Origin of the sequence: Pararhizobium sp. LjRoot238 (assembly GCF_964252955.1) — a bacterium.
GTDB lineage: Bacteria > Pseudomonadota > Alphaproteobacteria > Rhizobiales > Rhizobiaceae > Pararhizobium.
On sequence record NZ_CAXUPP020000001.1, the window covers coordinates 501,645 to 515,981 of the forward strand.

11 protein-coding genes are annotated in these 14,337 nt (G+C 60.8%); 2 read left to right on the top strand and 9 right to left on the bottom strand.

The window, feature by feature from the left end; all coding sequences use genetic code 11:
* Positions 1–21 precede the first annotated feature (21 nt).
* Positions 22–1,842: a phosphogluconate dehydratase gene (edd, locus tag ACSQ3F_RS02600; RefSeq protein ID WP_436098789.1), complete on the top strand. Its 1,821-nt coding sequence runs from the start codon at positions 22–24 to the stop codon at positions 1,840–1,842.
* Positions 1,843–1,889: 47 nt separating this feature from the next.
* On the opposite strand, the gene ACSQ3F_RS02605 is transcribed toward edd, so the two are convergent.
* From ACSQ3F_RS02605 to ACSQ3F_RS02635, 7 genes are all read right to left on the bottom strand, one after another.
* Entirely contained in the window at positions 1,890–2,255 is a 366-nt protein-coding gene (locus tag ACSQ3F_RS02605; RefSeq protein WP_436098790.1) for a GFA family protein, read from the bottom strand.
* Positions 2,256–2,363: 108 nt separating this feature from the next.
* Complete coding sequence (locus tag ACSQ3F_RS02610) at positions 2,364–2,771, bottom strand: hypothetical protein (RefSeq protein WP_037119649.1); 408 nt, start codon at positions 2,769–2,771, stop codon at positions 2,364–2,366.
* Between the two features lie 143 nt (positions 2,772–2,914).
* A complete protein-coding gene (locus ACSQ3F_RS02615; protein WP_436098791.1) occupies positions 2,915–4,003 on the bottom strand; it encodes an ABC transporter ATP-binding protein in 1,089 nt (362 codons plus the stop codon).
* Between the two features lie 60 nt (positions 4,004–4,063).
* A complete protein-coding gene (gene bglA, locus ACSQ3F_RS02620) occupies positions 4,064–5,728 on the bottom strand; it encodes a beta-galactosidase BglA (RefSeq protein ID WP_436098792.1) in 1,665 nt (554 codons plus the stop codon).
* 27 nt (positions 5,729–5,755) lie between these two features.
* On the bottom strand, positions 5,756–6,904 hold the full coding sequence (locus tag ACSQ3F_RS02625) for a carbohydrate ABC transporter permease (protein ID WP_436098793.1): 1,149 nt from the start codon (positions 6,902–6,904) through the stop codon (positions 5,756–5,758).
* 1 nt (position 6,905) lies between these two features.
* Positions 6,906–7,916: a carbohydrate ABC transporter permease gene (locus tag ACSQ3F_RS02630; RefSeq protein ID WP_436098794.1), complete on the bottom strand. Its 1,011-nt coding sequence runs from the start codon at positions 7,914–7,916 to the stop codon at positions 6,906–6,908.
* A gap of 322 nt (positions 7,917–8,238) precedes the next feature.
* A complete protein-coding gene (locus ACSQ3F_RS02635; RefSeq protein WP_436098795.1) occupies positions 8,239–9,597 on the bottom strand; it encodes an ABC transporter substrate-binding protein in 1,359 nt (452 codons plus the stop codon).
* Between the two features lie 297 nt (positions 9,598–9,894).
* Here ACSQ3F_RS02635 and ACSQ3F_RS02640 point away from each other — a divergent pair, with 297 nt between their 5' ends.
* Entirely contained in the window at positions 9,895–10,926 is a 1,032-nt protein-coding gene (locus tag ACSQ3F_RS02640; protein WP_436098796.1) for a substrate-binding domain-containing protein, read from the top strand.
* A 23-nt stretch (positions 10,927–10,949) separates the two neighbouring features.
* Here ACSQ3F_RS02640 and folD read toward each other — a convergent pair whose 3' ends face one another.
* Entirely contained in the window at positions 10,950–11,849 is a 900-nt protein-coding gene (gene folD / locus ACSQ3F_RS02645) for a bifunctional methylenetetrahydrofolate dehydrogenase/methenyltetrahydrofolate cyclohydrolase FolD (RefSeq protein ID WP_436098797.1), read from the bottom strand.
* 232 nt (positions 11,850–12,081) lie between these two features.
* The gene (locus ACSQ3F_RS02650) at positions 12,082–14,175 is read right to left on the bottom strand and encodes a GumC family protein (RefSeq protein ID WP_436098798.1); all 2,094 of its coding nucleotides are present in this window, start codon (positions 14,173–14,175) and stop codon (positions 12,082–12,084) included.
* Between the last annotated feature and the right edge of the window lie 162 nt (positions 14,176–14,337).

The window sequence follows — 14,337 nt, forward strand, 5'->3', positions numbered from 1 at the left end:
GACTCCGGAACAGGATATGCCATGTCCGCAGATTCCCGCATTGCCGCCATCACCGCCCGCATTGTCGAGCGTTCGAAACCCTTTCGCGAGCCCTACCTCGATCGCGTGCGCAACGCAGCAGCGAAAGGTGTGCATCGCTCGGTTCTCGGCTGCGGCAACCTTGCCCACGGCTTCGCAGTCTGTTCCCCCTCCGAGAAGGTCGCCCTTTCAGGCGACACGGTGCCCAATCTGGGCATCATCACCTCGTACAACGACATGCTCTCGGCGCATCAGCCGTTCGAAACCTACCCTGCCCTCATCCGTGAGGCGGCGCATGAAGCGGGCGGCATCGCACAGGTGGCGGGCGGCGTGCCGGCCATGTGCGACGGCGTGACCCAGGGCCAGCCTGGCATGGAGCTTTCGCTGTTTTCGCGCGACCTGATTGCCATGGCGGCGGGTATCGGCCTGTCGCACAACATGTTCGATTCCACCGTCTATCTCGGCGTCTGCGACAAGATCGTGCCCGGCCTGATGATCGCCGCGATGACCTTCGGTCACTTGCCGGCCGTCTTCATTCCGGCCGGCCCGATGACCTCCGGCCTGCCGAATGACGAGAAGTCGCGCGTGCGGCAATTGTTCGCCGAAGGCAAGGTCGGCCGCGACGAGTTGCTCGAAGCGGAATCGAAGTCCTATCACGGCCCCGGCACCTGCACTTTCTACGGCACGGCAAACTCCAACCAGATGCTGATGGAGATCATGGGTTTCCACCTCCCCGGCGCCTCCTTCATCAATCCGGGCACGCCGCTGCGCGATGCGCTGACCAGAGAAGCGACGAAACGGGCTCTGGCGATCACCGCGCTCGGCAATGAATTCACCCCGGCCGGCGAAATGATCGACGAGCGCTCGATCGTCAACGGCGTTGTCGGCCTGCATGCGACCGGCGGCTCGACCAACCACACCATGCATCTCGTCGCTATGGCCCGCGCGGCGGGCATCGCGCTGACATGGCAGGATATTTCGGAGCTGTCCGACATCATCCCGCTGCTTGCCCGCGTCTATCCGAACGGACTTGCCGACGTGAACCATTTCCACGCCGCCGGCGGCATGGGCTACCTGATCGGCCAGTTGCTGAAGAAGGGCCTGCTGCATGACGACGTGCGCACGGTCTTCGGCCAGGGGCTCGACGCCTATGCGATCGACGTGAAGCTCGGTGCCAACGGCACCGTTCACCGCGAACCGGCACCGGAGCAGAGCCACGATCCGAAGGTGCTGGCGACGATCGATCATCCGTTCCAGCCGACGGGCGGCCTGAAAATGCTGTCGGGCAACCTCGGGAAGGCCGTCATCAAGATTTCCGCCGTCAAGCCGGAACGCCACGTCATCGAGGCGCCTGCCAGGATCTTCCATGACCAGTCGGAACTGCAGGCGGCCTTCAAGGAAGGCAAGCTTGAGGGCGATTTCATCGCCGTCGTCCGCTTCCAGGGGCCGAAGGCCAACGGCATGCCGGAACTGCACAAGCTGACCACCGTGCTCGGCATCCTGCAGGACCGCGGCCAGACCGTAGCACTTGTTACCGACGGCCGCATGTCCGGTGCCTCCGGCAAGGTTCCTTCGGCGATCCACATGACGCCGGAAGCCAAGGACGGCGGGCCGATCGCCCGTATCCGCGAGGGCGACATCATTCGCCTCGACGCCATCCAAGGCACGATCCAGGTGCTTGTCGACGCCTCGGAGCTTGAAAGCCGCGCGCCGGCCGAAGCCGATCTGTCCCACAACGAGTTCGGGATGGGCCGTGAAATGTTCGCACCGTTCCGGGCCGCAGTCGGTGAGGCGGAACACGGCGCCAGCGTCTTCTTCCACTGAAAGCAGGAGCCCTCTGTATCAAACCGGGGGCTTGTTCTAGAGATTGATCAGGGCAGCGGACCCGGATGCATGTCGCTGCGGCCGTCATAACGCTCGATCTGCAAGTCGAAGATATCGATACCTTCGATGCAACGGGCATTGATCGACACGCGCTCGCCGGAGTAGCCGGTGCGCATCAGGGCAACGCCGCATGTCGGACAGAAATGATGGCCTTCGGTGACGCAGCGCCAGACGTAGGTGGACATACGGCGCCGCTCGCTGAGCAGCGTTATCTTGTTGGCGGGAACCTTCCAGTGGAGGAAGCCAGAGCGCCGGCAGGTCGAACAATTGCATTCGATCAGCTCGGAAATCTCTTCATCGACTTCAAGGCAGATATCGCCGCAATGACAGGATAGGCGATAGGGTCGTTCCATTGGTGATCATCTCGCTTTGCCGTGTCCGATGCCTATCAATCCGCCTCTCGCGAGCGGAGTCAAGCGCGGGCAACAACCGGCCGCGCCAATCGCGCAGAAGTGAAACGATCAGCTGTAGATGTCGAGTACACGGTTCCGGTGGTTGGGATGGGTGCTGTAGACGAAGATGCGGTTGAGGTCGCGCTCGGACATCAGGCGCAGGAAACGCGCTTCGAGGATGTTGTTGGCATGCACGCGCTTGACGATGCAGCCGATCATACCGATGCGAGCGCTCGGGATATCGAGATAGAAATTCTGAGGCAGCTTGAACTGCGTGGCGATGCCGATAACCGCGCTGCTTTTGGAGATTTGCAGCAGTTCGCAGCGGCGCGAGGAGAGGTTGAGCATACCGTTTTCGGTATATTCGATGCGTGCCTCGTTGCGGGTTTCCTCCATCGGGAAGTTTGCTTCCCGGTCGTACATGAAGGATTCTTCGCGGCTGAGATATGTCGGTTTATCGGATGCCTGTCCCCGCATCGATCTGCTCCCCTGCTGTATTTCCAACAGATTAGCGGCGGAGGTTTAACAGAGTGTGAGTCGGGCGCCGGAAATAGTACCGGTTGCAAGAAAATCCGGCCGAAAAAGAATTCCGGACGGATCCGTCGAAAGCCTCGCAGGGCCTATACCCGATAACTCTTGCCGTTTGCGTCGAACAGATGCAGCTTGGCCTTGTCGGCGGTGAACCGGACCTTGTCGCCGCGCTTGACATCGAGAATGCCAGGTATCTTGGCGATGATCGGTTCGTTGGCGACCAGTCCCTCGATATAGAGAAGGGTAACTTCGCCCAGCGCTTCGATAATCGCAACCGTACCCTCGAACAGAAAGTTGTCGCCGGTCGAAACCCGCAGGTCTTCCGGGCGCACGCCGAAACTTGCCGTCTTGCCGTTTTCGGAAGCCGGGGTCGCGATGTCGAGAACATCCCGCTTGCCGCCGGTCAGTTCGACCGTCGTTTCCGCGCCTGTGCCGACGATCTTTGCCGGAATGATGTTCATCGCCGGAGAGCCGATGAAGCGGGCGACGAAAAGGTTGGCGGGGCGCTCGTAGAGTTCGAGCGGCGGGCCGACCTGCTCGATATGACCGGCCGAGAGAACCACAATGCGATCGGCGAGTGTCATCGCCTCGACCTGGTCGTGCGTGACGTAGATCATCGTCGTGTCGGCCATCGCCTCATTCAGCTTGGCAATCTCGATGCGGGTCGCGACGCGAAGGGCGGCGTCCAGGTTCGACAGGGGCTCATCGAACAGGAACACCTTCGGATCGCGGCAGATGGCGCGGCCGATGGCAACGCGCTGGCGCTGGCCGCCCGAGAGCGCCTTGGGCAAGCGGTCGAGATATTTGGTGAGTTGCAGGATATCGGCGGCGGAGCGCACGCGCCGGTCAATCTCCTCCTTTGATTCCTTGGCGATGCGCATGCCGAAGGCCATGTTGTCGTACACCGTCATATGCGGATACAGTGCGTAGGACTGGAAGACCATGGCGATGCCGCGCTGCGAGGGCGGCACGTCGTTGACCAGACGATCGGCGATATACATTTCGCCACCGGAGATTTCCTCGAGCCCGGCGATCATGCGCAGCAGCGTGGACTTGCCGCAGCCCGAGGGGCCAACGAAAACCACGAACTCGCCCTGCTTGATCTCGAGATCGATGCCGTGAATGACATCAACCGCGCCATAGGACTTGCGGATATCCTTCAGTTGCAAACCTGCCATGCCACCCTCCTCTGCATTCTCTCGTTTTTATCGGCACCCGTGGATGCCGGCTTGATCCGATTATTCGACACGGGCAAAAAAGCCGCTCCACGCCGGTAGCGTGATTTTCTCGTCACCCAGATGCGAACCGAAACCGTGGCCTTCGAGCACGTCGAGCTTTTCGATCGGCCGGTCGACGGTTGTCGCCTCGCCGCTCATGTTGAACAGGCACAGGATCGTCTCGTTGCCGAATTTGCGCTCGAAACCGAGCACCGGCGCCTCATAGGCCCGGAACACGATCTCGCCCTTGGCGAAGGCCGGATGCTGCTTGCGGAACGCAAGGAAGCGCCGGTAGTGATTGAGCACCGAGCGCTGATCCGTCTGCTGGACCGAGACGGCGCGGGCGAGATGCTCCTGCGGCACCGGCAACCACGGCTTAGCCTCGCTGAAACCGCCATTGACGGCGCTGCCATCCCAGACCATCGGCGTGCGGCAGCCGTCGCGGCCCTTGAAGTCTGGCCAGAACTGGATGCCATAGGGATCCTGCAGATCCTCAAAGGCGAGCTCGGCTTCCGTCAGCGCGAGTTCCTCACCCTGATAGATGCAGACCGAGCCGCGCAACGTCATCAACAGGCTGCAGAGAAACTTCGCATGCGCCTGGTGATCGGCGACATCGAGGCCCCAGCGGGTGATGTGGCGCACAACATCATGGTTGGAAAACGCCCAGCAGGCCCAGCCTTCCGGTGCCGCACGGGCAAAATCATGCAGCACCTGCGCGACGCTTGCCGGCGTCAGCGGATCGGGCGCCAGGAATTCGAAGGCGTAGCACATATGCATCTTGTCGCCGCCGGAGGTGTACTGCCCGGCGATCTCAAGACCGATCTGGCTGTCACCGACCTCGCCGACGGCGGCGATCGCCGGATACTCGTCCATGACGGCGCGGAAACGCTTGAGGAACTCGAGGTTCTCCGGCTGGTTCTTGTCGTAGAGATGTTCCTGATAATTATACGGATTGACCGCCGGCGCCGTGTTGGCATTGCGGCGTTCCGGGGCCAGTGCCGGATTGTCGCGCAGTTGCTTGTCATGGAAGTAGAAGTTGATCGTATCCAGCCGGAAGCCATCGACGCCGCGCTCCAGCCAGAAGCGTTCGACGGCAAGCAGCGCGTCCTGAACTTCCGGATTGTGCAGATTGAGGTCCGGCTGCGAGGTCAGGAAGTTGTGCATGTAGTATTGCAGCCGCGTCGGGTCCCACGCCCAGGCCGAGCCGCCGAAGATCGACAGCCAGTTGTTCGGCGGCGTGCCGTCGGGTTTGGAATCCGACCAGACATACCAGTCCGCCTTCGGATTGAAGCGGCTGGAGCGGCTTTCGACAAACCATGGGTGCTGATCCGACGTGTGGGACAAGACGAGATCGATCATTACGCGGATGCCGAGGCGATGAGCTTCGGCAATCAGATCGTCGAAATCCGCAAGCAGGCCAAAGATCGGATCGACGCCGTTGTAGTTCGACACGTCGTAACCGAAATCCCTCATCGGCGAGGTGAAGAACGGCGAGATCCAGATCGCGTCGACGCCGAGCGAAGCGACATGCGGCAGACGCGCGGCGATACCCTTGAGGTCACCGATGCCGTCGCCGTTGGAATCCTGATAGGAGCGCGGATAGATCTGGTAGATCACCGCACCGCGCCACCAGTCACGGTCAGCCGCCAGGGTGGAAGCACCGGCCTCAGTCAAGCTCATGTTCATTTCAGTCAAATTCCCGTTTTCGAAAGATCAGCCGCCCTTGACCGAGCCCGCCAGCAGGCCGCGCACGAGATAGCGCTGCAGGCTGAAGAAGACGATCAGCGGAACGATGATGGTGATGAAGGCGGACGCCGTCAGGATTTCCCAATTGCCGCCGCGCGAGCCGAGCAGATTGACCAGGCGCCCGGTCAGGACGAGCGAGTCGTTGCCCGTGCCGAGGAAGACCATGGCAACCAGCAGGTCGTTCCAGGTCCAGAGGAACTGGAAGATCGCGAAGGAGGCGAGCGCCGGGAAGGACAAGGGCAGGATGATCTTGACGAAGATATCGAAATCGCTGGCGCCGTCCACACGGGCCGACTCCATGATTTCACGCGGCAGACCGGCCATATAGTTGCGCAGCAGATAGATGGCGAGCGGCAGGCCGAAGCCCATATGCGCCAACCAGATGCCGACATAGGTCTTGGCCGGTACACCAAGGAAGGCTCCGACGCCGTTGTACAGTTTCAGCAGCGGGATCAGCGACATCTGCAGAGGAACGACCAGAAGGCCGACCACGACGGCGATCAGGATCGCGCGACCGGGGAACTTCATCCAGGCCAGCGCATAGGCCGCAAAGGCGGCGACCAGGATCGGAATGATCGTCGAGGGTATGGCGACCGTCAGCGAGTTGATGAAGGAAGCGCCGATGCCTTCCGCCCGCATGACTTCAATATAATTATCGATGGTGAAACGCGGCGGAACGGCTGCCGTATAGAAGATCCGCTGGCCGCGCGTGCCTTCCATCGCCTTGTCGGAAACGATTTCAAATGCACCGTCAGCCTGTGCCGTGAGTTTTTCACCGTCGCCGAGATCTGCGGTCTGCCCTGGCTGGAATGCCGCCGGTTCGCGGCTGTTGAAGCCGAAGGCGGAGACCTGACCGGTCGACTGGCCTTCGAGCAAATTGCCGGAAATGACGAACTTGCCGTCGTTCTCCACCTGCTTGTCGGCGCCAGGGGCACGATAGACGAGTTTCTGCGTCGAGGTGGACAGTCCGGTCCACCAGCCGGAGACAGCGAGCTGGTCCTTGTCGCGAAGCGACGAGATGAGCAGACCGGCGGTTGGCAGCGTCCAGAGCAGAACCAGCAAAAGGACCGAGAGATGGACGACCCAGATGAGCGGCGAGCGGGAAGAAGCAATCATCTCAGCGGCCCTCCATTTCCTTGGCAGCGTTGCGGATGTTCCAGATCATGATCGGGATCACCAGCACCATGATGACGACGGCGATCGCAGCACCCCGTCCGAAGTCGCCGCCGCCGCGGAACATCCAGTCGAACATGAGGTTGGCGAGAACCTGGCTTTGCCACTGCCCGTTGGTCATGGCGAGAACGATATCGAAGACCTTGAGCACCAGGATCGTGATGGTGGTCCAGACGACGGCGATCGTGCCCCAGATCTGCGGGATCATGATCTTGAAGAAAATCTGCAGGCCATTGGCACCGTCGATGACGGCGGCCTCGATGGTCTCTTCCGGAATGCCACGCAGAGCCGCCGACAGAATGACCATGGCGAAACCGGTCTGGATCCAGACCAGGATCACCATCAGGAAGAAATTGTTCCAGAATGGCAGCGTCATCCAGGCTTCCGGCGATCCGCCTAAATAGACGACGAGCGCGTTCAGAAGACCTATCTGCTCGGAGCCCTCTGGACGGAAATCATAGATGAACTTCCAGATGACCGAGGCACCGACGAAGGAGATCGCCATTGGCATGAAGATCAGCGTCTTGGCGATATTACCCCACCAGATGCGATCCGTCAGTGCCGCGATGATCAGGCCGAAGAAGGTTGCCGCTGCCGGAACGACGAGCAACCAGAGGAAATTGTTATAGATCGACTGGCGGAATTCACCGTCGTTGACCATCCAGCTGAAATTGCTCGGGCCGACGAAATTCTGGCCGGCCTTGTCGTGAAAGCTCAGCCAAACGGATGAGATCACCGGGTAGATCAAGTAAATGGTCAGCGACACCATCGCCGGCCCGAGGAAGAGCCAGGGGCGGATGGCATTGGTGATGCGCAGGTTGCGCGACGCGACCTTGCCGGTCAGACCTTTCGACGGAAAAATCCGGTCGAGAATCCAGTTCGTCCCGTAAAAATAGGCGACGCAGGCGAGAACCCCCGCTGCCATCGTTGTGACGGCAAAAAGCAACTGCTGCATGGCAACTTCCCTCCCCAGGAATACATGGCCGTCAGCGCGGCCTTTCCGCCCGTGCCGCTCGATCTCCAACACTGTTGGGAGACCTGCGGCAGGCTGAACGGTCGGCTGCCAGGCGATGATGTGGCATCACACGCCCGGCAGGGCCGCCTCGTTCAGAGACGCCTTTTCGACCCCTCTCGACATCCGCCCTTCCCAATGTCGGAGCGGAGCGGAATCTCAGGTCTTCCAGTCTTTTCTGATTGTGGTGCCGGAACAGGTACCGGCACCGTTTTGTTCGATGGTTTGGCAGGCTGGCGGCCACCCTGCCAAACTTCTTCGATCCTTACTTAATTGCGTCCCAGGCCTTCTGGGTGTCAGCTGCGACATCGGCCGACGACTTGCCGCCGACATAATCGACCATGCCCGTCCAGAATGCGCCCGCACCGATCTTGCCCGGCATCAGGTCGGAACCGTCGAAGCGGAAGGTCGTGGCGTTGAGCAGGATTTCACCCTGCTTCTTCATCGGACCGTTGGCATAGGTGTCCTTGTTGACACCCTTGAACGGAGTGAGGAAGCTCGTCTGAGCCATCCAGACTTCATGCGCGATCGGGGTCTTCAGGAACTCGATGAAAGCGCGCGAGGCCGGCGTGTCCTTGGTAATCAGGGCGAGCGTGCCGGCGCCGAGAACCGGATTGCCGAGATCCGTCTTGCTTGCGTAGGGCGGCATGTAGAAGAAGTCCGCATCCTCGCCGACAACCGTGCCTTCCGGGAAGAAGGACGGAATGAAGGACGCCTGATGGTGCAGGTAGCACTTCGGCGGAGAGGAGAAGAGGCCCTTGGGGCTATCGCGGAAGTCGGTGGAGGCAACGGCTGCGGCGCCGCCATCGACGTTCTTGTCGTTCTTCGCAAACCAGCCGAATTCATCGATCGCGCCGGTTACGGCGGCATCGGTGAACGGAATGGCGTTGGTGACCCACTTGTCGTAGACGTCGGCCGGTTGCGTGCGCAGCATCATGTCCTCGACCCAGTCGGTTGCAGGCCAGCCGGTGGCACCGCCGGAACCGAGGCCGATGCACCAGGGCGTGCCGCCGTCAGCAACGATCTTCTCGGTGAGCGCCTTCAGCTCTTCCATGGTCTTCGGAACTTCGTAGCCCGAGTCCTCGAAGTTTTCCGGCACGTACCAGACGAGCGACTTCACGTCGATTTTGTAGGGGAAGCCGTAGAGTTCCTTCTTGCCGTCCTTGCCTGCATAGGTCGCTAGATCAACCCAGGACTGCCCGGCAGCGTAATTGTCGAGAAGCCACTTCTGGGTCTCTTCGCCGAGCGGCGTCAGATAACCCTTGGAGGCGAGATCGGCGATCAGGCCCGGCTGCGGCAGGACGGCGACGTCCGGCGGGCTGCCGGCCTGCGTATCGATGACGATCTGCTGCTCGTAGTTTTCCGAGGACGAGTATTTCACGTCCACGCCGGTCGCGTCGCGGAAATAATCGAGCACCGACTCGACCAGCGCCTGGTCTTCGCCGCGCCAGGGGCCGAAGATCGTCAGCGTCTGACCCTTGAGGTCATGACCCTTCTTGAACTCTTCGTAACTTCCCCAGTTGAATTTGGAATCTTCGCCCGGCTTGAATTTCAGCTCAGCTGCATTTGCGGCACCCGCCACAAGCGCAATCGCTGCCACTCCCATCAAGAATGCTCTCTTCACGTCATTTCCTCCCAAGAAAGACCCAGCCCATTTGACGCCGGGCGAACATCATTGCGCCTCGAAATTCAAAGCGCTTTGAGTTTGCTAACAAATCATTTCGACCGGCAGGAAGTCAAGGGCTTTCCCGTAAATGGCGAAAAAACGAATAAATCGTGCATCGCAGCGAATGTTTGCAGTGCAATGAAGTGGATTTTTCTGGTTGACTGCCACCACCGGTGATACAAAATCTGCCGCGCGCTGTGGATGGAAAGCAAAAACCAAATAGAAATCAAAGCGCTTTGGGAGGACGCGCTAGTCATGAATGTGAATTTGAAACAGCTCGCGGAAATGTTAGGCCTGTCGCAAACGACGGTCAGCCGGGCGCTTAACGGATATCCGGAAGTCAACGCCGAAACACGCCAGCGGGTCTTAAGCGCCGTGCGCGAAACCGGATACAGGCCGAACCGCGCTGCCCAGAGGCTGGCAACCGGCCGGGCCGGCTCCATCGGCCTCGTCATGCCGATCGCCCAGGGTATCGATTCCGACGTCCATTTCGGCGAATTCCTGGCCGGGCTGGGCGAGGAATCCGTCAGGCACGATTTTCATTTCGTCATCAATCCGAGCGCGCCCGACGACGAGGAAGCAACGTTCAAGCGGCTGGCTGCCAGCGGCAATGTGGACGCCCTGTTTCTCGCCTATGTGCGCGCCAATGATCCGCGCATCGCCATGCTGAAATCGCTGTCGATCCCCTTCGTCGTCCATGGGCGGGCAATCGGACAACCGGCCGACTACCCCTTCCTCGACATCGACAACACCGCGGCCTTCCATGACGCGACGCGGCTCTTGATCCAGCTCGGGCACCGGCGGATCGCACTGATCAACGGCCCGGCCAATCTGACGTTTTCGATCCGGCGCAAGAAGGGCATGCAGCGCGCACTGGAGGAAAACGGCCTGTCTTTCGACGAAGGCCTCGCCCATCACTCGCTGATGACGGATGAATATGGCCACCGGGCGATGCAGCAGTTTCTCGAACGGAAAGAGCCGCCAACGGCCGTTCTGTGTTCCAGCACCGTGATAGCGCTCGGCGCCGTCAGGGCCATTAGCAAGGCGGGATTGCAACTCGGCACTGATATTTCGCTGATCGCCCATGACGACGTTCTGCCGATGCTGAAGCCGGAAAATTTCAGCGTTCCGTTGACGACCACGCGCTCGTCGCTCAGGGCCGCCGGCTCGCGCATCGCCACCCGGCTGATTTCCCGCATCCTGAAGACCGGCGACTATCCCGAGCAGGAGCTCTGGCGCGCGGAACTGATCGTCAGGGCCTCCACCGGCCCTGCCCCGAAGTCATAAAGCGATCGCCGACGACGGTCGGATCAGAATTTCGGCGCTTTCCTACCTGCCTTGCGATAGGCGGCAATAACTGTATTGGCCATCAGCATGGCGATGGTCATCGGACCGACGCCACCCGGTACCGGCGTAATGACCTCGGCAACTTTCGCGCATTCCTCGAAGGCGACATCGCCGACCAGGCGGAACTTGCCCTCGCCCCTTTCGGGCGCAGCGATGCGGTTGATGCCGACATCGATGACGGTCGCACCGGGCTTCACCCAGTCAGCCTTGACCATTTGCGGACGTCCGACGGCGGCAACGAGGATATCGGCGCCACGGCAGACGGCGGGCAGATTCTTGGTGCGCGAATGCGCGACCGTCACCGTTGCATTGGCGGCGAGCAGCAAGGACGCCATCGGCTTGCCGAACAGATTGGAGCGGCCGATGACGACGGCATTCAGCCCGGAGAGATCCTCGCCATGCGTGCGCTTGACGAACACCATCGCACCAGCCGGCGTGCAGGAGACGAGACCGCCATCGAGATCGCCGGTCGCTACTTTGCCCGCATTGACGACGTGCAGGCCATCGACGTCCTTTTCCGGCAGAATGGACTGGATGATCGGCTCGGAGTTGAGATGCTTGGGCAGCGGAAGCTGCACGAGGATACCGTGCAGGCTTTCGTCCCTGTTCAAGGTTTGAACCAGGGCCGCGAGCTCTTCCTGCGTCGTTTCCTCCGGCAGTGTATGTTGGACGGAGGTAAAGCCGCACTCCTTGGCCATCCTGCTCTTCGCCGAGACATAGGCATGGCTTGCCGGATCGTCGCCAACGATAACCACGGCCAGACCGGTCTTGACGCCGGTCTGTTCCTGCAGCGTCTCAGACGCGGTTTTCACGGCGTCGATCACAGAAGCTGCAACTTGCTTGCCATCAATCACGGTCGTCACGGCGTTCTCCCAGATTCTCGTTTGTTCTATGCACTCTAGTTTTGGTGAAAGATATCGGTGGCCTCAATGCGTCCTATGCTGTCCCGATCGAATAAATTCAAGGCCGATTGGGCGGTCGTGGTGCGGAAACACGACCAGCTTGCGATTTTCTATCATTCTATCATTGCTGAGGAAATGAAGCCGACGAGTCGCTCGCCGCAACCAGATCCGTTCTGCAGATAAGAATAATCAACTAACGCCGTCCGCTGGTCCGCGAGCTCGCATAGTGCTCGACACGGGAGCGCAGCGCGCGCATATCCTGCTGAACCTGCGCCATGCCGCCACTACCCTGATCCTGCTCGCGCAGATAGTCCCTGAGAGCAGATGGCGCCGTGTCCCGGCGCGCGGGAAACGCCGAGAGTGCAGCCGCCGAGGCCGCCGCATGATGCACCGACGGCATCCACGCCCGGTGTTCCGCCGGCGCGGACAATGGATCTTCAAAATATCCCGAGGATCCCGGGCCGTCCGGATCATTATCTTGCCCGGGCGGATCGCGCTGCGGAACAAAGCCTGCCGGTTGGTTCGACCGCTGGAACAGGTCCCGCAGGCTCCGATAGGCGCCGAGCGCGATGCCGAGCCCGATACCTGCCATGAACCCTGCAATCAAACCGCCAACCGCGATCAGCTTGCGCGACGGGCCCTTGGCCTGGAGCGGCGGCTCCGCCTGCGAGATCACCCGGATGTTCTTCGATGTCAGCTTTTCCTCCTGGCCGGTTTCGCTTGCCCGCTTCAGGAAGGATTCATAGATGGTTCTGGTCGCATTCACCTTGCGCTGCAGTTCGCGAAGTTCGATGAAGCCGGCGGACGAGTTGACCTGCTGCGCCTTGCGAACCGCCAACTGCTGGACAAGGTCCTTCTCGGTGCGGATCGCCCGCTGCAATTCGGTCTGGGCCGCCGCCTCGATGCGGCGAAGCTCGTTGCCGATTTCCGAACGCGCAACCTCAAGCGACTGGACGGCCGCCAGCCTCTGGGGATGGCGGGGCCCAAGGCTTGCCTCGAGCGCGCTCAATTGCGCGCGCGCCAGCGAATATTGCTTGCGCAACTCCTGCAGGGTGACAGAGCTCAGCTCCTCCGGAAACGCGCCGCTAAGCACATCGTTCAACCGGGTCTTGGTGGCAACACCTGCTTTAGCCCTGGCTTCGGCGATGCGGTTGCGCACGGCGGCAACCTGATCGTTGAGGGCAAGAAGCTGCTTGTCGGAAATCAATTTGCCATCAGCGTCGACGATATCGCGGTCGGCTTTGTATTTCTCGACAGCGTTTTCAGCAGTGTCCAACTCCTTGCGAAGATCAGCCAGCCGGCTGTCGAGCGCCGCCGTAGTCTGCTGGAAGAAACCGGACTGGGCGGCCTGCTCTTCGGCAAGGAAGGTTGATACGAGGCGATTGGCGATGAGCGCCGATTTTGCCGGATCGCGGGTCTGCATCTCGACGGTGACGATGAAGGTCTTCGGATCGCGCGACACGCTGACGGCTCCACTCAATTTTTCGAGCGTGCGCGGATTGACGCCCGATGCCGGCGCCGGCTTTCCCTTGCCGGGAGAAACGATCTCGCGGATGACATCGATCCCGGCCGCCAGGCCGCCCGTGCCCGCGGCATTTCCGCCGAATTCCGGATCACGGTCGAGACCCAGATCAATGGCAACCTTTTCGAGAACCGTGCGCGATCGCAGCACTTCGAGCTGACTATCGACCAGCGCAAGAATGGCCTCGGTTGCCAGGCTTTCCTTGGACAGGTCCGAATCCGTCAGCCGCACCTCGCGCGGATCGACGTAGAGCTTGCTCTCCGAGACATAGACGCTGGGGGTCGACATGGCGAGCAGCACACCGCCCACGGCACCAACAACCGTCAACGCTATGACAACCTTGCGAAGCAGCCAGACGGAGCTCAGGATCGTGGCAACATCGATCAGAGGACGATCCTGCCCATCTGGTGGCACTCCGAAGGAGGGAGACACCGCCGGCGAGGAATAGACGGCAGCAATGGTCTGCGCCTCTGTTTCTCGTGCCGGCTCTATTTTTCCGCTACTACGCCTGAACCAGCCGGCCTGCTTTCGCGCGTCAATGGTCTCATGGCGCGCGGCCTGCTTGCCTTTGCGGGTCTGTGCCGCTTGCGGTTCGACGACCGGGCTGCCCAGCCGGCTCAGCAGGGCGGCAGCGCCATGCACAGGCGCGGGGGGCGCCGCAGCGTGCGACGTTTTCGAACGGCGCGACGGCTTCCCTTCGCTTGACGGAACGTCAAGCAGGGAGCGGCGAACCACAGTCCGTTTGTTGTCATCCGGATCGAACATCAAGGCCTGCAAGCGCCCGCGATCGGGCAAAAGGACGAATTGTGCACGGAGCTTAAGTTTTTATGGAAAACAAACCATTAACATAGGGCCGCCGTCGCACCGCAAATGCTGCAAACCGGCCGCTTCATACTGCTCATTAAGCTTTAGCGGTTAGAAACGGGA

Coding starts and splice junctions, on each gene's coding strand:
- ACSQ3F_RS02610 (WP_037119649.1), bottom strand. CDS start 2,771: ATGCGGGGACAGGCATCCGATAAACCGACATATCTCAGCCGCGAAGAA.
- ACSQ3F_RS02630 (WP_436098794.1), bottom strand. CDS start 7,916: ATGCAGCAGTTGCTTTTTGCCGTCACAACGATGGCAGCGGGGGTTCTC.
- ACSQ3F_RS02640 (WP_436098796.1), top strand. CDS start 9,895: ATGAATGTGAATTTGAAACAGCTCGCGGAAATGTTAGGCCTGTCGCAA.
- ACSQ3F_RS02615 (WP_436098791.1), bottom strand. CDS start 4,003: ATGGCAGGTTTGCAACTGAAGGATATCCGCAAGTCCTATGGCGCGGTT.
- ACSQ3F_RS02605 (WP_436098790.1), bottom strand. CDS start 2,255: ATGGAACGACCCTATCGCCTATCCTGTCATTGCGGCGATATCTGCCTT.
- ACSQ3F_RS02650 (WP_436098798.1), bottom strand. CDS start 14,175: ATGTTCGATCCGGATGACAACAAACGGACTGTGGTTCGCCGCTCCCTG.
- bglA (WP_436098792.1), bottom strand. CDS start 5,728: ATGAACATGAGCTTGACTGAGGCCGGTGCTTCCACCCTGGCGGCTGAC.
- ACSQ3F_RS02625 (WP_436098793.1), bottom strand. CDS start 6,904: ATGATTGCTTCTTCCCGCTCGCCGCTCATCTGGGTCGTCCATCTCTCG.
- edd (WP_436098789.1), top strand. CDS start 22: ATGTCCGCAGATTCCCGCATTGCCGCCATCACCGCCCGCATTGTCGAG.